Source organism: Streptomyces sp. CNP082 (assembly GCF_059570535.1).
In genome coordinates this window covers 44,768-64,911 of sequence record NZ_JCANSZ010000044.1, presented here as the reverse complement: position 1 = coordinate 64,911, position 20,144 = coordinate 44,768, and the positions used below count along the sequence as shown (strand labels likewise).

Genomic DNA, 20,144 nt, shown 5'->3' with positions numbered 1-20,144 from the left:
GCATGCGGCGGTGGCGGTGGACTGGGCGTTTGAGGAGGCGGCGCTGCGGGGGGCGCGGTTGCGGGCTGTGTATGTGTGGCATCCGCCGCTGCTGGGGGTGGGGGATGAGGCTGCTGCGGTGCAGGAGTGCCGTCGGGTGCTGGCGGAGGCGGTCGCGGGGCGGGAGNGGACGTACCCGGATGTGGTGGTGCATCAGGAGGTCGTACGGGGGCATCCGGTGGAGGTGCTGGCGGAGGCGTCGGAGCATGCGCTGGGGCTGGTGGTGGGGACCCGGGGGCACGGCGGGTTCACCGGGATGCTGCTGGGATCGGTGAGCCAGGGGGTGCTGCACCACGCCCGCTGCCCGGTCATCTCGGTCCCCGCGTGAGCCGGGAGACGGCCGAGCGGCACACCGGCGGCGCCGGCCCGCCGGCAAGCGGCGGGGCGCCGCCCGGCGGGGGCACCGAGGTGCCGCAGCTCGACGCCGGGAAGGTCTTCGCCGCGCTGGACACGTCCCGGCGCGGGCTGGCGCAGCAGCAGGCACGGGTCAGGCTGGCGGAGTACGGGCCGAACGAACTGCCCCGGGCGCGGGGCCGCGCCGGGTGGCGGCTGCTGGGGTCGCAGTTCACCGACCTGTTCGCGGTGGTGCTGATCGCCGCGGCGGGGATCACCTTCCTGGCGTACGCGCTGGAGCAGCCGTGTGCGGCGGGCACCTTTCAGCTCGGGGTGGCGATCCTGGGCGTGGTGGTGCTGAACGCCGCCATCGGCTTCGCGCAGGAGTACTCGGCCGAGCGGACGGCGCAGACACTGGCGGCGATGGTGCCGCGCACCTGCCGGGTGCTGCGCGGCGGCGAGCGGCACGAGGTGCCCGCCCGCGACCTGGTGCCGGGCGACGTGGTGGTGCTGGAGGCCGGCGACGCGGTGTCGGCGGACTGCCGGGTCGTCGAGGCGCACGAACTGGCGGTGGACAACGCGCCGCTGACCGGCGAGAGCAACGCCGTGGGCCGGACGGCGGATCCGGTGGCGGCCGGGCCGCCCCTGGAGGCCCGCAACTGCGTGTTCATGGGCACCGACGTCGTCGCCGGCGCCGGGCGCGCCGTGGTCTTCGCCACCGGTGCGCGCACCGAGTTCGGGCGGATCTACCGGCTGGCCGCCGCCGCTCCCCGGCAGCAGACGCCGCTGCAGCGGCAGGTGGCGGTGATGGCCCGGCGGGTGGCGGGGACGGCCCTGGCGATCGGTGCCGTGCTGTTCGCCGTGCGGCTGCCCACCGGGGAGTCCACGGTGACCCTGTTCGTGTTCGCACTCGGGGTGATGGTGGCGCTGGTGCCGGAGGGGCTGCCCGCGACGCTGTCGGTGTCGCTGGCGATCGGCGTACGCCGGATGGCGCGCCGGCACGCCCTGATCAAGCGGCTGCTGGCGGTGGAGGCGCTCGGGGCGACCACGGTGGTGTGCACCGACAAGACCGGGACGCTCACCCGGGCGGAGATGACCGTCACCCAGGTGTGGACGGGCGGCGTACCGCACGCGGTGAGCGGTGTGGGGTACGCCCCGAGCGGCGAGGTCGCCGACGTGGCGCCGGTGCGGGAACTGCTGCGGGTCGCCGGCCTGTGCTGCAACGCGCGGCTGGTGCCGCCCGGCGGGACCGGGCCGCACGATCACTGGAAGGTGTTCGGCGACACCACCGAGGGGGCGCTGCTCGTCGCCGCCGCCAAGGCCGGGCTCGACCTGGGCGCGGAGGAGACGAAGACGCCGCGCGTGACGGAGTTCCCCTTCGACTCGCAGCGCAAGCTGATGACCACCGTGCACAGCTCCGGCGCGGCCTTCCAGGCGTACGTCAAGGGGGCGCCCGGAGAGCTGCTGGCGCGCTGCAGCGCGGTGGACTGGGAGGGGCGGCGCGGGCCGCTGACCGAGCGGGACCGGGCGGCGGCTGCCGAGACGGGGGACGCGCTGGCGGCCGGGGGGCTGCGGGTGCTGGCCGTGGCGCGCCGGGAGCTGGCCGGGCCGCGCCCCGCGCAGGACGAGGCCGAGTCCGGTCTCACGCTGCTGGGGCTGGTCGGCATGCTCGACCCGCCGCGTCCGGAGGTCACCCGCGCCGTCGCCGCCTGCCGCCGCGCGGGCATCCGGATCGTCATGGTCACCGGCGACCACCCGCTGACCGGGGAGGCCGTGGCCCGCCGGGTGGGGATCGTACGGGGTCCCGACCCGGTCGTGGTGACGGGCGCCCGGCTCGACACGATGGCCGGCAAGGCGCTCGACGCGCAGCTCGCCGGGCCGTCCGAGCTGCTGCTGTGCCGGGTCAGCCCCGAGCACAAGATGCGGGTCGTCGCCGCGTTCCAGCGCGGGGGAGCGGTGGTGGCGGTCACCGGGGACGGCGCCAACGACGCCCCGGCGCTCAAGCACGCCGACATCGGCGTGGCGATGGGCGCCTCGGGCACCGACGTCGCCCGGGAGTCGGCCTCGATGGTGCTCCTGGACGACTCGTTCGCCTCCATCGCCGCGGCGGTGCGGCTCGGCCGGGCGGTCTACCAGAACATCCGCAAGTTCCTCGTCTACCTCTTCAGCCACAACATCGGGGAGCTGGTCCCGATCCTGGCCGCGACCTTCGCCGGCTTCCCGCTCGTGCCCATCAGCGCGGTGCAGATCCTGGCGATCGACCTGGGGTCCGACGTGCTGCCCGCCCTGGCCCTGGGGGCGGAGCCGCCGGAGCCCGACGTGATGGACCGCCCGCCGCGCTCCCGCCGGGAACACCTGTTCTCGGCCTCCGTCGTGGGACGGATCCTGTTCCTCGGCGGCATCCAGGCCGTCAGCGTCACCGCGGTCTTCTTCTGGCACATCACGTCCTCGGGCATCCCCTTCCAGGACTTCACCAAGGACACGCTCGTCTACCAGGAGGCGGTCACCATGGTCCAGGCGGGGATCGTGCTCAGCCAGTTCTTCAACGCGCTCGCGGTGCGTACGGAGCGGCAGAGCATCCTGAAAGCGGGGCTGCTGTCCAACCCGGCCCTGCTGGCGGCGGGCGGTATCGGCGTCGGGCTCATGGCCGCGATCAGCTATCTGCCGCCGCTGCAGGCGGTCTTCAACACCGCACCGCTCGACGCCGCCGACTGGGCGGTCCTCGCCGGGCTCGGCACCTTGCCGCTGCTCGCAGACGAGGCCCGGAAGGGGTGGCTTCGCCACCGCGCCGGCCGCCGGGAAGCCGAGCGCGGGGAAGCCGACGGCGGGAGAGCCGGTCTCGGGAAGGCCGGCCTCGGGAAGGCCGGCCTCGGGAAAGGAGCCGTACGGTGAAGGTGATCGTCGTCGGCTGCGGGCGGGTGGGAGCCACGCTCGCCGCTCTGCTCGCCGCGGAGGGCCACGAGCTGCAGGTCGTCGACCGCCGTGCCAGGGCGGCCCGGCGGCTGCCCGACAACTCCCGCATCCGCTTCCACGAGGGCAACGGCTTCAGCCGCGCCGTGCTCACGGCCGCCGGGATCGAACACGCGGACGCGTTCGTGGCCGTCACCTCGGGCGACAACAGCAACATCGTCAGCGCCCGTACGGCGAAGGAGGTCTACCGGGTGCCGATCGTCCTCGCCCGCGTCCACGACCTCCGGCACGCCGACATCTACCGCGACCTGGACATCCCCACCATCGCCGGCGTCCGCTGGACCGTGCACCAGATCCACCGCATGCTGCTGCACCGCCATCTGAGCCCGGAACTCAGCTTCGGCGACGGCGAGACGCTGCTGGTCCGTTCCGACGTGCCCGCCTACCTGGTCGGGCGGCGGCTGACCGAGTTCGACGTCGACGGTGAGATCCGCGTCGTCGAGGTCACCCGCGCGGGGCGCTCCCTGGTCCCCGCGCACGGTACGTCCGTACAGGCGGGCGACCTCGTCACCTTCGCCGTGGCCGCCACCGCCCTGGGCAGGCTGCGCGGCTTCCTCGACAAGGAGCTGGGGACGTGAAGGTACTCATCGCCGGTGCCGGACGGCTCGGCACCCAGGTCGCCCAGGTGCTCTCCGCGGCCGGCAACGAGATCACGCTGATCGACGCCGACGACGACCGCGTGGCCGAACTGGAGGGCCGCGTCGCCGCCCGGCTGGTCGCCGGGGACGCCTGCGAGCCGTCGGTCCTGGAGCGCGCCGGGGCGCTGGCCGCCGACCTGGTCGTCGCGGTCACGGGCGCCGACGAGGGCAACCTCGTCATCAGCCTCCTCGCCAAGCGCCGGTTCTCGGTGCCCCGGGTGGCCGCCCGGGTGAACGAGGCCGACAACGCCTGGCTGTTCGACAGCCGCTGGGGCGTCGACGTCGTCGTGCCCGCCGCCGCGCCGCTGATCTCCCTCATCGAGGAGGCCACCGAGGCCACCGACACGGTCGCGCTGCTGCGGCTCAGCAGGGCCGGTGTCGCCGTCATCGAAACGGCCATCACCGCGCACTCCCGGGCGTCGGGCCGGACGCTGGGCGAGGTGCCGCTGCCCGCGGGGACGATCGTCGCCACCGTCGTACGGGACGGACAGCCCACCGTGCCGGACCCGTCGGTGCTGCTCCGGCCCGGCGACGAGCTGCTGCTCGTCTCGCACTCGGCGACCGAACAGGAGATCCACGCCGCCTTCCAGTGACCCCCGCACGCCCGCCGGATCACCGCGTACGGGCCGCGCGGCGGCGGGTTCAGCGCAGCGTCACCCGTACGGCCGTGACCTTGTACTCGGGGCAGGACGTGACGGTGTCGGCGTGGGCGGAGGTCAGGCGGTTCACCCCGCTCGCGGGGAAGTGGAAGGAGCAGAAGACCTGGCCGGGGGCCGTGTGCTCGCCGATGCGGGCGACGAGCCTGGCCTCGCCGTGCCGGCTCGCCACGGTGAGTCCCGCGCCGTCCGGGACCCCGTACCGGGCGGCGTCGTCCGGGTGCAGGTCGAGGACGTCGACCGGGTCGAGCGCGAGGTTGGCGCCGCGGCGGGTCATGCTGCCGGAGTTGTAGTGCGCCCAGCGCCGGCCGGTGACCAGGAGCAGCGGGTAGTCGTCGTCGGGCTGCTCGCCCGGCGGGAGGTACGGCGCCGCGGCCAGGTGCGCCCGCCCGTCCGGCGTGGCGAACTCCCGCGTGTACAGCGTGGCTTCACCCGGGCGGCCGGGTTCCGGGCAGGGCCACGGGACGGCGCCCTCCCGGTCCAGCCGGCCGTGGGTCAGACCGGCGAAGACGGGCGCGACCCGGCCGCACTCGGCCAGCGCGTCGGCCGGGGCGGGGCAGCCCAGGTCCGCGTCCAGCGCGGCGGCGAGGGCGCGTACGACGTCGTAGTCGCCGCGCGTCCCGGCCGGCGGGGACACGGCGGGGCGGACCCGCTGGAAGCGGCGGTCGAAGTTGACGAAGGTGCCGTCCTTCTCCAGCCAGGACGCGACGGGCAGCACGACGTCGGCCCGGCGGGCGGTCTCCGACAGGAACAGCTCGTTGCACACCACCAGCGGGCAGGCGGCCAGCGCGCGGGCCACCTGGTCGGTATCGGGATCGGTGGCGCACACGTCCTCGCCGATGATCCACAGCGCCCGGAGCGCTCCCGCGCGGGCGGCGGCGAACATGTCCGGGATCCGCAGCCCGGGGCGCTCCGGGACCCGTACCCCCCAGACCGCCTCGGCGCGGGCTCGTGCGGCCGGGTCGGCGACGCGGCCGTAGCCGGGCAGGAGGTCGGGCAGCGCGCCCATGTCGGAGGCGCCCTGGACGTTGTTCTGGCCGCGCAGCGGGTTGACGCCGTAGCCGCGGCCGGTGCCGACGGCGCCGCGCAGGATCGCCAGGTTGGCCAGGGACCGTACGCCGTCGGTGCCGTGCAGGTGCTCGGTGACGCCGAGGCCGTAGACGATCGCGGGCCGCCGGGCGCGGCCGTACAGCCGGGCGGCGGCGACCAGGTCGGCCGCGGGCACTCCGGTGAGGTCCGCGACCCGGTCGGGCGGGTAGTCCGCGAGCAGGGCGGTGAACTCCGCAAGACCCGCGGCGCGTTCGCGCAGGAACGTCTCGTCGGCCAGCCCCTCGGCGAGCAGGACGTGGGCGAGCCCGTGGCAGAGCGCGACGTTGGTGCCGGGCCGGGGCCGCAGGTGGACGTCCGCGTACGGGGCGAGGCCGACCGCGCGCGGGTCGGCGACGACCAGCCCGGCGCCGCGCAGCACCTGCCGCAGCAGCCGCGCCCCGACCACCGGGTGGGCCTCGACGGGGTTGGCCCCGACGACCAGCAGGCAGTCGGACTTCTGTACGTCGTCGAAGGAGTCGGTGCCGCCGGGCAGGCCGAAGGACGCGGTCAGGCCGGCGGCGGACGGGGAGTGGCACAGGCGGGAGCAGTTGTCGACGTTGTTGGTGCCGATCACGGCCCGCATGAACTTCTGGACGAGGTAGTTCTCCTCGTTCGTGGCGCGGGCCGAGGAGATCGCCGCCACCGCGTCCGCGCCGCCGGCGGCGACGGCCGCGCGCATCCCGCGGGCGACGTGCCCGAGCGCCTCGTCCCAGCCGACGGGCTCCAGGCGGCCGTCGCGGCGCAGCAGCGGCCTGGTCAGCCGTTCGGGGGAGGTGAGATAGCCGTGGGCGAAGCGGCCCTTGACGCAGGCGTGGCCCCGGTTGACGGGCCCGTCCGGGGCGGGCAGGACCGCCGTGACGGCGCCGTCGGCGGCGACGACGTCCAGGGAGCAGCCGACGCCGCAGTATCCGCACGTCGTACGGGTCGCGGCCGGCCGGTTGGCGGAGGTGAGCCCGCGCCCCGGGCCCGGCTGGGTGAGCGCGCCCGTAGGACAGGCGTCGACACAGCCGCCGCAGGCCACGCAGTCCGACTCGGCCCAGGGCCCGCCGGTGCCGGGTGCGGCGACGGTGTCTGCGCCGCGGCCGGTCAGGGTGAGGGCGAAGGTGCCCTGGACCTCGGCGCACATGCGCACGCACCGCCCGCAGGCGATGCACAGGTCCCGGTCGAGATGGACGTACGGGTGGGAGGTGTCCGAGCCCCGCCCGCCGGCTCCCCGGGCCGTCTCGGGGCCGAGGCCCACCGTCCGGCAGACGTGCGCCAGTTCGCTGGGGTTGCCGTCCGCCAGCGCGCGGGGCGGCAGGGCGGAGGCGATGAGGGCCACCGCGTCCCGGCGGAGCTGCCGGAGGCCGTCGGTGCCGGTCTCGACGCGCACGCCAGGCTCGGCCGGGGTCACGCAGGCGGCGACGGTCCGCCCGTCGGCCCGTACGAGACACGTGCGGCAGGAGCCCGCCGGGCTGAGCCGGTCGTCGGCGCAGAGCGCGGGCAGCTCGGCTCCGGCCGCTTGCGCCGCCGCGAGCAGCGAGGCCCCCTCGGGCACCGTGACCGCGACGCCGTCGACGTCGATCCGGAGCCTGCCGGCCGCGGTCACGGCGCCCACCCCGCCAGGCGGTCCCCGTAGGCGCGGGCGAGGCTGTGCACGGCGGGCGGGATCCGCCGGCCGAAGGCGCACAGGCTCGCCTCGGCCAGCACCCGCGCGAGCCGTTCCCACTCCCCTGCGGGCGGGACGCCCGCGGCGGCCAGCTCCAGCCCGCGGTGCGCGCCCACGCGGCACGGCGAGCAGGCGCCGCAGCTCTCTGCTGCCGCGAACTGCCAGATGTGCCGCAGCACTTCCTCCGGGGCCACGCGGCCGTCGAAGGCGACGAGCCCGGCGTGGCCGAGTGCGGCGCCACGGGCCGCGAGGCCGGCGGCGGACAGGGGCACGTCCAGGTCGTCCGGGCCGAGGAAGCCGCCGAGCGGCCCGCCGACCTGCACCGCGGCCGGCAGGCCGCCGTCCTTGAGGCCGCCGCCCAGCTCGGTGACGATCCGCAGCAGCGGCGTGCCGAGTTCGACCTCGTACGCGCCCGGGCGGGCAAACCGCTCCGACAGGCACACCAGCTTCGTCCCGGTCTCGCCCGGCACCCCGCGACGGGCGTACGCCTCCCCGCCGCGGGCGACGATCCACGGGACGGCCGCCAGGGTCTCGACGTTGTTCACCACCGTCGGCGCGTCCCACAGGCCGCGCTCGGTCGGATACGGCGGACGCGGCCGGGCGCAGCCCCGGTCCCCTTCCAGACCCGCGATCAGCGCCGTCTCCTCGCCCGCGACGTACGATCCGGCGCCCCGGGCCACCGTGACGTGCAGGGTGACGTCCGTCCCGTGCACGGACGGGCCGAAGTGCCCGTCGGCGTAGCCCCGTTCGACTGCCGCCCGCATCCGCGCCAGTGCGTACGGATACTCCGAGCGCACCAGCACCACGCCCCGCTCGGCCCCGCAGGCGAAGCAGGCCAGCGCCAGGCCCTCCAGCACCCGCTCCGGGTCCGTCTCCAGCAGCAGCCGGTCGGCGTAGGACCCGGGGTCGCCCTCGTCGCCGTTGGCCACCACCACGTTGCCGGGTGCCCGCCCTGCCGCCTGCCACTTCGCGGCGACCTCGAACCCCGCGCCCCCGCGGCCCCGCAGCCCGGAGGCGGCCACCCGCGTACGGACCTCGCCGGCGGCGCCGGCGGTGACGGTCCGCGGCCACACCCGCCACGGCGGCTCGCCGGCCACCGCACCGGCCAGCACCACGGGGTCGCCGGTGTCGTCGGCCGCCGGGATCTCCGGCGCCCGGGCGGGCGCACCTCCGGTGAGCTGGCGGGCGAGGGACGGGCCGGTGCAGGGGGTGTCGCCGTCGAGCGCGGCGGGGCCCGCGTAGCAGTACCCCAGACAGCGGACGGACTGCAGCGACGTCCCCCCGTCCGGCGAGACCCCGCCGGCACGCACGCCCAGCGCCTGCTCCGTCTCGGCGAGATGGCGGCCGGCCCGGGCGGCGAAGCACGCCGTCGCCGTGCAGACGCGCACGTGCCGGCGGCCGTGCGGGGCGGCGAGGTCCTCGTAGTACGTCGCAGGGCCGAGCCCGGCGGCGGCGGGCAGCCCGCTGCCCGTGGCGACGGCCGGGGCCCAGGCCCCGGGGTCCTGCGCCGTACCGGCCCTGGTCGCGGCCAGGGACTCCAGCAGCCGGTGTCCCGGCCGTCCGCGGCGGCCGGCCAGTGCGCGGAAGGCGTCGAAGCGGTCCGCGGGACCCGTGGGAACCATGCCCTCATCCTGGCGTCGGCCGCAAAGTCCCGCAATCGTGACAAAAGGTGCCGATGGTGGTGCGGCGGCCGGCTCCGGGTGTGGTTTACAACGTTGCATCTTGGTGTTGTGATGGCTCGGACGCCCTTCGTCCGCCCCGACGTCCCCGCCCAGGAGCCCCTTCGCCATGCCCGATTCGTACGTCCCCGCCCCCGCACCCGCGGGGACTCCCCGGCCCGAGTACCCCCGGCCCAGCTTCGTCCGTACGGACTGGCTCAACCTCAACGGCACCTGGCAGTTCGCCCGCGACCCCGGTGACAGCGGGCTGGAACGCGGGCTCGCCGGGGCCGAGCTGCCCGAGCGCATCGTCGTGCCGTTCTGCCCCGAGTCGGAGCTGTCCGGGATCGGGGACACCGACTTCCACCACGCCGTCTGGTACCGCCGCACCGTGCGGATACCCGGCGCGTGGGCCGGGCGGCGGGTCCTGCTGCACTTCGGGGCCGTGGACCACGACGCCACCGTGTGGGTCAACGGGCGCGAAGTCGTCCGGCACAGCGGGGGGTTCACGCCGTTCAGCGCCGACCTCGGCGACGTCGTACAGGCCGGTGAGGACGCCGTCGTCGTCGTACGGGCGCGGGACGCGGCGCGGGGCCCGCAGGCGCGGGGGAAGCAGTCGACCGCGTACGGCAACCACGCCTGCTTCTACACCCGCACCACCGGAATCTGGCAGACCGTCTGGCTGGAGCCCGTCGCGGACACGCACTTCAAGCGGCCCCGCATCACCCCCGACCTGGCCGCCGGCTGCTTCCACCTCGAAGTCCCCCTCGCCGGCCGCCGCACCGGGCACCGCGTCCGCGCAGAACTGCGCGACGCGCACGGCGTCGTCGCCGAGGCGGACGCCGCGGCGGACTTCGACCTCGCGCCGCGCCTCGTCCTGCCCGTACCCGACGGCCGGCGCCGCCCCTGGTCCCCCGAGGACCCGCACCTGTACGAGCTGACGCTGGAACTCACCGGCCCCGACGGCACGGTGACCGACCGCGCCGTCTGCACCGCCGGCCTGCGCGCGGTCACGATCGACGGGAAGCGGATCCTGCTCAACGGCAGGCCCGTCTTCCAGCGGCTCGTGCTCGACCAGGGCTGGTACCCCGACGGCCTCATGACCGCCCCCGACGACGCCGCCCTCGTCCGCGACATCGAACTCTCCCTCGCCGCCGGCTTCAACGGCGCCCGGCTGCACCAGAAGGTCTTCGAGGAGCGCTTCCTGCACCACGCCGACCGCCTCGGCTACCTGGTCTGGGGCGAGTTCGGCGACTGGGGCGCCAGCACCGGCGGCCCCGTCGGGCCCGGCAACCAGCAGCCCACCGCCGGCTTCGTCGCCCAGTGGCTGGAGGCCGTCGAACGCGACTACTCCCACCCCGCCCTCATCGGCTGGTGCCCGCTCAACGAGACCCGGCAGGAGCTGACCGACCGGCAGAGCGTGCTCGACGACGTCACCCGCGCCATGTTCCTCGCCACCAAGGCCGCCGACACCTCCCGGCCCGTACTCGACGCCTCCGGCTACGCCCACCGCGTACCGGAGACCGACGTGTACGACGCGCACTGCTACGAGCAGGACCCGGCGGTCTTCGGCGAGCTGATGGCGGGTCTGCGCGCCGGCACGCCCTTCGTCAACCCGCAGGACGAGGCGGCGGGCAGCACCTGGTCGCTGCCGTACGGCGGGCAGCCCTACTTCTGCAGCGAGTTCGGCGGCATCTGGTGGAACCCGCAGGACGCCGCGGCGGCGGGGGCGGACCGGCGGGTGTCGTGGGGATACGGCCGGCGCCCGCGCGACGAGGAGGAGTTCCACGAGCGGTTCGCCGGTCTTACGGGGGTGCTGCTGGGGGATCCGGACATGTTCGGGTACTGCTACACGCAGTTGACGGACGTCTTCCAGGAGCAGAACGGGATCTACCGGTTCGACCGGTCGCGGAAGCTGGACGTGGAGCGGGTACGGGCCGCGCAACTGCGGGCGGCGGCGTTCGAGGCCGAGAAGGGATAGGGCGCGGCCCGGGGCGTACGAACCGGAGGGAACTCCCGGGTGCGTACGGCCCGTTGGGACGGATGTTCGCAGCGTTGCTTCAGGTGCGCCCACCCCGACCGGTTACCGTCACGGAAGGCCCCCAACCATGGCTCCGAACCGCTCCCGACTCTCCCGCCGCCTGCTGCTCGGCGCCGCCGCCGGCGCGACGCTCACGGCCGCGACGGCGGCCGGCTCCGCCTCCGCCTCGGCCCCCGCCGACCGCGGCTCCGGCTGGCGCTTCACCTCTCCGCAGGAGCCGGACACCACCTTCAGCGCGGTGGCGGTCCCGCTGTCGAATTAGTTCGATTCTGTACGCATCTTGACCTCTCTCCGGCGGCGCCGCCATTCTGGGAGCGCTCTCGGGAGCGCTCCCACGCGGCGCCGCAGCCAACCCGTGGAGAGGACCCCCCAACGTGCGCAGGATCAGACTCGCCGGATCGCTCGCGCTCGCCGTCGGCCTGCTCGTCACCGGGCCAGCCGCAGCCGAGCCGTTCTCCGCAGCCGGACACCGCCCCGAGAACGCCGCGGCCGTCACCGCCGACACCGCCGCTGCCGTCCCGTACGACTGGCGCAACGCCCGTATCGACGGCGGCGGCTTCGTCCCCGGCATCGTCTTCAACCGCACCGAGCCCGACCTCGCCTACGCCCGCACCGACATCGGCGGCGCCTACCGCTGGCAGCAGTCCAGCAAGTCGTGGACCCCCCTCCTCGACTCCGTCGGCTGGGACGACTGGGGCCACACCGGCGTCGCCAGCATCGCCTCCGACCCCGTAGAGCCGGACAACGTCTACGCCGCCGTCGGCACGTACACCAACGACTGGGACCCCGGCAACGGCGCCGTCCTCCGCTCCGCCGACCGCGGCGCCACCTGGAGCAAGGCCGACCTGCCCTTCAAGCTCGGCGGCAACATGCCCGGCCGCGGCATGGGCGAGCGCCTCGCCGTCGACCCGCACGACAACGACGTGCTCTACCTGGGCGCACCCAGCGGCCACGGCCTGTGGCGCTCCACCGACGCCGGCGCCACCTGGGCCGAGGTGACCGCCTTCCCCAACCCCGGCAACTACGTCGAGAACCCGGACGACTCCAGCGGCTACGCCTCCGACAACCAGGGCGTCGTCTGGGTCACCTTCGACGAGTCCACCGGCTCCGCCGGCAGCCCCACCGGCACCGTCTACGTCGGCGTCGCCGACCTGGAGAACTCCGTCTACCGCTCCACCGACGCCGGCGCCACGTGGGAGCGCCTGCCGGGCCAGCCCACCGGCCACCTCGCCCACAAGGGCGTCCTCGACGCCGAGAACGGCTACCTCTACCTCGCGTACAGCGACAAGGGCGGGCCGTACGACGGCGGCACCGGCAAGGTCTGGCGCTACGCCACCGCCACCGGCGAGTGGCTCGACATCAGCCCCGCCCCCGCGGCCGACACCTACTTCGGCTACAGCGGCCTGTCCGTCGACCGCCAGCACCCCGGCACCGTCATGGTCACCGGCTACAGCTCCTGGTGGCCCGACACCCAGATCTTCCGCACCACCGACAGCGGCGCAAGCTGGACCCGGGCCTGGGACTACACCTCGTACCCCGACCGCGAGAACCGCTTCACCATGGACGTCTCCTCCACCCCCTGGCTGTCCTGGGGCGCCAACCCGCAGCCGCCCGAGCAGACCCCCAAGCTCGGCTGGATGACGGAGGCGCTGGAGATCGACCCGTTCGACTCCGACCGCATGATGTACGGAACGGGCGCCACGATCTACGGCACCGAAAACCTCACCGCCTGGGACACGGGCGCGAAGTTCACCGTCACACCGATGGTCCGCGGCCTGGAGGAGACCGCGGTCCTGGACCTGATCTCACCGCCCTCCGGGGCCCCGCTGCTCAGCGCGCTCGGCGACATCGGCGGCTTCCGGCACACCGACCTGACCCAGGTGCCGGACCTGATGTACACCCAGCCCAACTTCACTACCACGACCAGCCTCGACTACGCAGAGACCCGCCCCGATACCGTCGTACGCACCGGAAACGCCGACACCGGCCCGCACGTCGCGTTCTCCACCGACAACGGCGCGAACTGGTTCGCCGGCCAGGACCCGGGCGGCGTCACCGGCGGCGGCACGGTCGCGGCGGCGGCCGACGGCAGCCGGTTCGTATGGAGCCCGCAGGGCGCCGGCGTCCACACCACCACCGGCTTCGGCACCTCCTGGACCGCCGCCACCGGCATCCCCGCGGGCGCCACCGTGGAGGCCGACCGCGTCGACCCGCAGACGTTCTACGGCTTCGCCGCCGGCACGTTCTACGTCAGCACCGACGGCGGCGCGACGTTCACCGCCCAGCCGTCGGCCGGCCTGCCCGCCGCGGGCAACGTGCGCTTCAAGGCCGTCCCCGGCCGCGAGGGCAACGTCTGGCTCGCCGGCGGCAGCGGCGACACGTATGGCCTGTGGCACTCCACCGACGCGGGCGCGACCTTCACCGCCGTCCCCGGCGTCGACGAAGCCGACACGATCGGCTTCGGCAAGGCCGCGCCGGGCGCGACGTACCAGGCGCTCTACACGAGCGCCAAGATCGACGGCGTACGCGGCATCTTCCGCTCCACCGACGCCGGCGCCACCTGGGAGCGCATCAACGACGACGCCCACCAGTGGGGCCGGACCGGCGAGGCCATCACCGGAGACCCGCGGGTCTTCGGCCGGGTGTACGTGTCGACCAACGGACGGGGGGTCGTCTACGGCGACGCCTCCTCGAAGTAGGCGTCGAGGGCCGACTCCAGGCCGGCCGCCCACTCCTTGAGCGTCGCCTTGTCCGGGGCCTCCACCTCGGCCGGGCAGATGCCGCGGCTGTCGTGGACGCTGAGGACGAGGCGGCGGCCGAACCGGGAGGTCTTGTACTCGACGGCGCCGATCTCCGGCCACGTGAACTCGGCCTCGGTGTCGTCGAGCTGGAAGCGGACGCCGGTGCCGTCCACGATCACGGAGCCGCGGCGGTCGGCGGCCTCGAAGACGGGGCCGTCGCCGGCCGCGGACTTCCCGTCCGCGGCTTCGTCCGCGTCCTTGTCCTTACCGCCGTCGCCGTCGCCGTCGCCGTCCGCGGAGTCAGCGGCGGCTTCCCCGGCCTCTTCGGCCTCTTCGGCGTCTGCGCCGTCTGCGCCGTCCGCGCCGTCTGCGCCGTCCGCGCCGTCTGCGCCGTCCGCGCCGTCTGCGCCGTCCGCGGTGTCCGCGGTGTCCGCGCCGGGTTCGATCTTCTCGTCGGTCGTTGGTGCTTCGTCGTTCTCCTTCTCGTCCAGCGGCGACGATACGAGGCCGGGCAGAGCGGCCGGGTCCGTCGCGGCGGCGTTCACGGGCGTGACGTTGAGACCTTTGTTCTGCTCCACGGTCCCAAAGTATGGCTGCTGGCCCCCCTCGCGGTCTCCGGGTCCGGCCACCTGCACCGGGATGCCCGGTTCGGCACCCGGCGGCGGCTTCGTACCATTGCCGCCATGGAGATCGTCACCGTGCCCTACGACCACCCCGACGCGGTCATGCTCAACGACCGGGTCCAGATCGAGTACGCCGAGCGGTACGGCGAGGGGGACCACACGGTGATGGACCCGCTGCAGTTCACGCCCCCGCAGGGGCTCTACCTGCTCGCGTACGACGCCGACGGCACCCCGCTGGCCACGGGCGGCTGGCGGGCCATGGACGCGACGCCGGAGGGGCACCGCGCCGGCGACGCGGAGCTGAAGCGGATGTACGTGGTCCCGGAGGCCCGGGGGCGCGGGCTGGCCCGGCGGATACTCGCGGCGCTGGAGGAGAGCGCGCGGGCCGCGGGGCGGATACGTATGGTGCTGGAGACGGGCATGAAGCAGCCGGAGGCGATAGGTCTCTACCGGTCCGAGGGATACGAGCCGACGGAGAAGTTCGGCTACTACCGCTTCGAGCCGGACAGCCGCTGCTTCGCGAAGCCGCTGCGGGCGGTGTGGGTCGGCCAGCAGCGGGAGGGCGGGTAGACGCAGGGCGCCGCAGCGCGCTGAGCGGAGGCGGCCCCCCGCGCTACGGGCCACACCCCCGGCCGGTACGCCGGCGCGGCCTTCCCGCCCGTACGGCCGCACGCCCCGCCCCGCGTCCCGGTGCCCCCAACCGCTCCTCGATCTCGTGGCGCATCTCCTCCGTCCACGGCTCGGCGCCGAAGATGCCGACGCGCAGCGAGCTGGTGCGCGGGTCGATGCCCTGGCGCTCGAACTCGTCGATGATCGTGAGCATGCAGGAGGGCGTGACCATGATGACCTCGGGCTCGAAGTCCCGGATGAGCCGCACCTGCCGCGCGGTCATCCCGCCGGAGGCGGGGATGACGGTGCAGCCGAGGCGCTCGGCGCCGTAGTGGGCGCCGAGGCCGCCGGTGAACAGGCCGTAGCCGTACGCGACATGCACCCGGTGGCCAGGCCGCCCGCCCGCGGCGCGGATGGAGCGGGCGACGAGTCCTGACCAGGTGTCGAGGTCGGCCGCCGTGTAGCCGACGACGGTGGGCTGGCCGGTGGTGCCGCTGGAGGCGTGCAGGCGGCGGACGTCGGCGACGGTGACCGCGAACATGCCGAAGGGGTAGTCCTCGCGGAGGTCGTCCTTGGTGGTGAAGGGGAAGCGGGCGAGGTCGGCAGGGTGCGGCAGTCGTCGGGGGTGACGCCGGCGGCGTCGAACCTGCGGCGGTAGAGGGGGACGTTGTCGTAGGCGTGGCGGAGCGTGGCGCGGAGGCGGTCGAGCTGGTACGCGCGGAGTTCGCCGGGGGACATGCGCTCGCCGGCGTCGAGCAGGGGGGTTCCTGCGTCGGTCGCCGTATCGGCCGTGCCCGTCGCCGTATCGGTTGGCGTGCCGGTCGTCGCGTCGCTCACGCTTGTCCCTCCGCGCCGTTCTCGTCGCCCGCGCCCGCCGTGCCGGTCCCGCGGTGCCCGCCGTGTGCTCCGTTCGGCCCGTACGCCCCCGCCACCGGGTCGCGGACGATACGGCTCCGGCCCCGGAACTCCGCGATCACCTCGTCGCCGCGCAGCACGCTCACGTCGTAGACCCCGTTCCGCCCGAAGCGCACCCGTTCCTCGGCCCGCGCCACCAGCACGTCCCCGACGTGCGCGGGCGCGGCGTACGTGATGTCCGCGCTCGCCGCGACGGCGACCCCGCGGCTGTTGCACGCGCAGGCGAAGGCGGTGTCGGCGAGGAGGAAGACGTAGCCGCCGTGGGCGATGCCGTGGCCGTTGGCCATCTCCGCCGTGATCGCCATCCGCAGCGTCGCGGCGCCCGGCACGGCCTCCAGCAGCTCGATGCCGTGGCGCCGGGCGGCGGCGTCGGCCGCGAACACCGTCGTGCCGTCGTGCGGCCTCGTGCCGTCGTGCGGCGAGGTCATGCGCTGCACCGCCTGACTCCCCTTGTGGCCCGACCGATCATTCGGTTAGCTTGCGGAGCGGCCGGATCCCAGTCAAGAGGTACGACAGGACGTACGAGATGACGGAGCACAGCACTGCGCCGGACGCCCCTCGCGCGCCCCGCGCGCCCCGCGCCATGGCGGTCGTCGGCGGCGGCCGGATGGGCGCCGGGATCGCGCAGTCGTTCGCGACCGCCGGGTCGCAGGTCGTGATCGTGGAGAGCGGCGCGGACGCGGCGGCGGCAGCGGTGGAGCGGATCGCCGGCGCGCTGCGGCGGGCCGCGGAGCGGGGCCGGCTGGCGGCGGGGGCGGACCCGCGGGAGGTGCTGTCGCGGGTGCGGGCCGTCGCGTCGGTCGCGGAGCTGCCGGCGGAGGCGGGTCTTGAGCTGGTCGTGGAGGCGGTGCCGGAGGACGCGGGGCTGAAGGCGCGGGTGCTGGCCGACGCCGAGCGGGCGGTGGGGCCGGACGCGGTGCTCGCGACGAACACCAGCTCGCTGTCCGTCGCCGAGCTGGCCGCCGCCCTGGGCCGGCCGGGGCGGTTCCTGGGGATGCACTTCTTCAACCCCGTACCCGCCTCGGAGCTGGTGGAGCTGGTCACCGCGCCGGAGACCGGCCCCGAGGCGCTGGCCGCGGCGCGCGGCTGGGTGCGGACGCTGGGCAAGACGGCGGTGGTCGTACGGGACTCGCCCGGCTTCGCCAGCAGCAGGCTCGGGGTGGCCCTGGGTCTTGAGGCGATCCGCATGGCGGAGGAGGGGGTGGCGGCGCCCGCGGACATCGACACCGCGATGGAGCTGGGCTACCGGCACCCGATGGGCCCGCTGCGCCTGACGGACCTGGTCGGGCTCGACGTGCGGCTGGCCATCGCCGAGCACCTGTGCCGGACGCTGGGGGAGCGGTTCGCGCCGCCGGAGCTGCTGCGGGCGAAGGTGGCGCGGGGTGAGCTGGGGCGTAAGACGGGGCAGGGCTTCTACGCCTGGCCGTGAGGCGCGCTCCCCGTACGGCCCGCGCGGGCCGTACGGGCTCCTCCGGTCCGTAGCGCATAGGGCGCGGGCGTGCCCGGCGGGGCGGCGCCCCGGGCGGACGGCGGTCCGGACCGGCGCGGGAAATGCGACCCGGGAGGGGTTCCCCCGCGGGGGCGTACTGCTCCGGCAGTACGACGCAGAGCATCCGCCAGGATGACGACTTTCGCCACCGATCGCGGGATCGTTGCTATATGAGCCCACTCATGCTGTCGGTGCTGCTTTCGCTGGTGTCAGCGGTGGCGTACGCCGGCGCCGCCCTCGTCCAGGAGCGTGTCGCGGCCACCACGACCGACGCCGACGGCGCGGCCGGGGCGTTCGCGCCGCTGCACCGCGGGAGCTGGTGGGCCTCCGTCGTGCTCAACGCCTCGGGCGCGCTGCTGCACGTGGTGGCGCTCGCGTACGGGCCGCTGAGCCTGGTCCAGCCGCTGGGCGCCCTGACCATCGTCTTCGCGCTGCCGATGGCGGCGGTGTTCCTCGGCCGCCGCGCCGGGCGGGCCGCCTGGCGCGGGGCGCTGCTGTCGACGGTGGGGCTCGTGGTGCTGCTGATGCTGGTGGGTCCCGTGGAATCCGGGGAGCTGGGCGGTACGACGGCGGTGGCGCTGGCCGTGGCGACGGTGAGCGTGCTGGCCGTGCTGACCCTGGCGGGCATCCGGATCCGGCACGCGGCGGCCCGCAGCGTGACGCTGGCGGTGGGCTCGGGCGCGGCGTTCGGCATGGCGTCGGTGTTCACCAAGGACGTCACCGCGGACTACACCGATCCGCTGGCGATCGGCATGATCGCGATCCTCGCCCCGGCCGGGCTGCTGCTGGCGCAGGCGGCGTACCGCGGTGCGGGGCTGTCGGCGCCGCTGGCGACGCTGACCGTGGTCAACCCCGTGATAGCGGCGGCGGTCGGCGTCACCGCGCTGGGCGAGACCGTGCGGTACGGGCTGGTGGGCGCCCTGCTCGCCGTCGGGGCGGGCGCGGTCGCCGCGGCGGGTCTGGTGGAGCTGACGGTGCAGGCGCACCGCGCGCCGGCGGACGGGGAGCCCGCTGCCGGGCCCGCTCCGGCGCCGGAGGGCGTGGCAGCGGCGCCGGTCACCGGCAAGGTGCCCGCACCCGCCGTGTCGCCGGAGGTGCGCACCCTGGCCGAGCCGGCCGCCCCGGTCCCGGACGAGCCCGGGGTGCCGCCCGGCTCCGTACCCGCGCCCACGCCCGCGTACCACGCGGGAGTGGCAGCGGCGGCGGCGCTCTACGAGACCGCCCCGGCCGCGGAGTCCGGGACGGACGTACGCGGGACGGAGACGCGCGGGACGGATGTGCCCGGCCCGGACGTGTCGACGGCGGACGTCTCCGGGACGGACGCGTCCGAAACCGGTCGTGCCGCCGCCACGCGCGCCGAGACCCGGGGAGCCGGGCCCCGTACCTCCGAGACCCCCGATACCTCCCCCGCCCCGGCGCCCGAGCCCGCGGCCCCGGAGCCGGAGGCTCCCGCCGCCACGGGCCCGTCTCCCGCGCTGACGGCGCTCATCGTCGCCGGTGCGGTGGCCTCCGGCGGCGCCGCGCTGACGCCGCACCACGTCGGCTGCTCCCGCTTATCCGCCCTGCCCGGCCCGCGCCGGGCCATGGCGCCAGGGACGGCCGCCCCCGCAGCGCCTGCCGGCGGTACCCCCGACGGCGACACCGAAGCCGCCCCGTATCCGTGCTGCGCGGAGGCTGTGCCATGGTGGCCCCATGCGTCGCATCACCGTGACCGCCTCCGCACTCCTCGCCGCGGTACTGGCCGCGTGCTCGACGGGGGACCCCGAGGCGGCCAATGGGGGTACCCCCGCCAGTGAGGGCGTAGCCGGTGGGGGAGGGGGTACCCCCACCAGTGAGGGCGTAGCCGGCGGGGCAAGGACCAGCCCGAGCCCGGCGCCCACGGATCAGGGCGTCCAGGAGCTGCGGGTGCGGGTGCTGGAGCGCCTGCCGCATGACCCCGAGGCGTTCACGCAGGGCCTGGAGCTGCGCGGGGACGTCCTCTACGAGGGCACGGGCCTGGCCGGCAGCTCCTCCGTACGCCGCGGCCCCGTCGGCGGCGAGCCCGTCGTCCGCCGCGACCTGCCCGCCCCGCTCTTCGGCGAGGGCCTGACGCTCGTCGGCCCCCGGCTCTGGCAGCTCACCTGGCAGAACGGCATCGCCATCGAGCGCGACGCGGACACCCTTGAGGAGCTGCGCCGCGTGCGCTACGCCGGCGAAGGCTGGGGCCTGTGCCTGGACCGTACAGGCGGCGGCGCCGGCGGCCGGCTCGTCATGAGCGACGGCAGCTCCCAGCTCGCGTTCCGCGACCCCGAGACGTTCGAGCTGACCGGCCGGGTGGACGTCACCCGCGACGGCGTACCCGTCGACCAGCTCAACGAGCTGGAGTGCACCCCCGACGGCAGCGTCTACGCGAACGTCTACCAGACCGACACCCTGGTCCGCGTCGACCCGGACACCGGCGCCGTCACCGCCGGCATCGACGCGTCGGGGCTGCTCAAGCCCGCCGAGCTGCGGGCCGGGGCGCTCCAGCTCAACGGCGTCGCCGCCGTCCCCGGCGGGGACGAGTTCCTGCTCACGGGCAAGTACTGGCCGCGGATGTTCCGGGTCGAGTTCGTGCCGCGGTGAGGCCGCGCTGAGGCTGCGGAAAAAAATTCGCGCGGATGTCGATCCGGCAGGGTGCCGTTCGACGCATGGGCAGAAGGACGGCACCCGGCCG

The 20,144-nt window shown here is 75.2% G+C and carries 15 protein-coding genes and 1 pseudogene; 11 read left to right on the top strand and 5 right to left on the bottom strand.

What is annotated here, in order from left to right; all coding sequences use genetic code 11:
• The 4 genes from B124_RS27965 to B124_RS27950 all read left to right on the top strand — a co-directional run.
• The coding region (locus B124_RS27965) for a universal stress protein (protein WP_496505752.1) at positions 1–367 on the top strand (367 nt) is incomplete at its 5' end.
• A gap of 116 nt (positions 368–483) precedes the next feature.
• Positions 484–3,264 carry a cation-translocating P-type ATPase gene (locus B124_RS27960; protein WP_496505756.1) on the top strand — a complete coding sequence of 927 codons (2,781 nt, stop codon included), beginning with the start codon at positions 484–486 and terminating at the stop codon, positions 3,262–3,264.
• Positions 3,261–3,920, top strand: coding sequence for a potassium channel family protein (locus B124_RS27955; protein ID WP_496505751.1), 660 nt, complete (start codon positions 3,261–3,263; stop codon positions 3,918–3,920). Before B124_RS27960 ends, B124_RS27955 begins: the two co-directional genes overlap by 4 nt.
• Positions 3,917–4,573, top strand: coding sequence for a potassium channel family protein (locus B124_RS27950; RefSeq protein WP_496505750.1), 657 nt, complete (start codon positions 3,917–3,919; stop codon positions 4,571–4,573). Before B124_RS27955 ends, B124_RS27950 begins: the two co-directional genes overlap by 4 nt.
• Before the next feature lie 49 nt (positions 4,574–4,622).
• Here the strand turns inward: B124_RS27950 and fdhF are convergent, their stop codons facing one another.
• Positions 4,623–7,313: a formate dehydrogenase subunit alpha gene (fdhF, locus tag B124_RS27945; protein ID WP_496505749.1), complete on the bottom strand. Its 2,691-nt coding sequence runs from the start codon at positions 7,311–7,313 to the stop codon at positions 4,623–4,625.
• Complete coding sequence (locus B124_RS27940) at positions 7,310–8,995, bottom strand: NAD(P)H-dependent oxidoreductase subunit E (protein ID WP_496505748.1); 1,686 nt, start codon at positions 8,993–8,995, stop codon at positions 7,310–7,312. The genes fdhF and B124_RS27940 overlap by 4 nt, the downstream gene beginning before the upstream one ends.
• A 166-nt stretch (positions 8,996–9,161) precedes the next feature.
• Between B124_RS27940 and B124_RS27935 the strand changes: the two genes are divergently transcribed.
• The 3 genes from B124_RS27935 to B124_RS27925 all read left to right on the top strand — a co-directional run bounded on the left by B124_RS27935 (position 9,162) and on the right by B124_RS27925 (position 13,771).
• Complete coding sequence (locus B124_RS27935) at positions 9,162–11,012, top strand: glycoside hydrolase family 2 protein (RefSeq protein WP_496505747.1); 1,851 nt, start codon at positions 9,162–9,164, stop codon at positions 11,010–11,012.
• Positions 11,013–11,139: 127 nt separating this feature from the next.
• Positions 11,140–11,334 carry a hypothetical protein gene (locus B124_RS27930; RefSeq protein ID WP_496505746.1) on the top strand — a complete coding sequence of 65 codons (195 nt, stop codon included), beginning with the start codon at positions 11,140–11,142 and terminating at the stop codon, positions 11,332–11,334.
• Positions 11,335–11,446: 112 nt separating this feature from the next.
• A complete protein-coding gene (locus B124_RS27925) occupies positions 11,447–13,771 on the top strand; it encodes a WD40/YVTN/BNR-like repeat-containing protein (RefSeq protein ID WP_496505745.1) in 2,325 nt (774 codons plus the stop codon).
• Here the strand turns inward: B124_RS27925 and B124_RS27920 are convergent.
• The gene (locus B124_RS27920) at positions 13,747–14,391 is read right to left on the bottom strand and encodes a hypothetical protein (RefSeq protein WP_496505744.1); all 645 of its coding nucleotides are present in this window, start codon (positions 14,389–14,391) and stop codon (positions 13,747–13,749) included. The genes B124_RS27925 and B124_RS27920 overlap by 25 nt on opposite strands.
• A gap of 105 nt (positions 14,392–14,496) precedes the next feature.
• Here B124_RS27920 and B124_RS27915 point away from each other — a divergent pair, with 105 nt between their 5' ends.
• A complete protein-coding gene (locus tag B124_RS27915) occupies positions 14,497–15,006 on the top strand; it encodes a GNAT family N-acetyltransferase (RefSeq protein WP_496505743.1) in 510 nt (169 codons plus the stop codon).
• 127 nt (positions 15,007–15,133) lie between these two features.
• On the opposite strand, the pseudogene B124_RS27910 reads toward B124_RS27915, so the two are convergent.
• Positions 15,134–15,783 (bottom strand): annotated as a pseudogene (locus B124_RS27910) (phenylacetate--CoA ligase family protein); the annotation flags it as partial.
• 95 nt (positions 15,784–15,878) lie between these two features.
• Entirely contained in the window at positions 15,879–16,388 is a 510-nt protein-coding gene (gene paaI, locus B124_RS27905) for a hydroxyphenylacetyl-CoA thioesterase PaaI (RefSeq protein ID WP_496505742.1), read from the bottom strand.
• Between the two features lie 98 nt (positions 16,389–16,486).
• On the opposite strand from paaI, the gene B124_RS27900 reads away from it, so the two are divergent.
• The 3 genes from B124_RS27900 (at position 16,487) to B124_RS27890 (ending at position 20,053) form a co-directional block, all read left to right on the top strand.
• Entirely contained in the window at positions 16,487–17,389 is a 903-nt protein-coding gene (locus B124_RS27900; protein ID WP_496505741.1) for a 3-hydroxyacyl-CoA dehydrogenase family protein, read from the top strand.
• A gap of 230 nt (positions 17,390–17,619) precedes the next feature.
• The gene (locus tag B124_RS27895) at positions 17,620–19,245 is read left to right on the top strand and encodes a DMT family transporter (protein ID WP_496505740.1); all 1,626 of its coding nucleotides are present in this window, start codon (positions 17,620–17,622) and stop codon (positions 19,243–19,245) included.
• Positions 19,142–20,053: a glutaminyl-peptide cyclotransferase gene (locus B124_RS27890; RefSeq protein WP_496505739.1), complete on the top strand. Its 912-nt coding sequence runs from the start codon at positions 19,142–19,144 to the stop codon at positions 20,051–20,053. The genes B124_RS27895 and B124_RS27890 overlap by 104 nt, the downstream gene beginning before the upstream one ends.
• Positions 20,054–20,144: the final 91 nt, after the last annotated feature.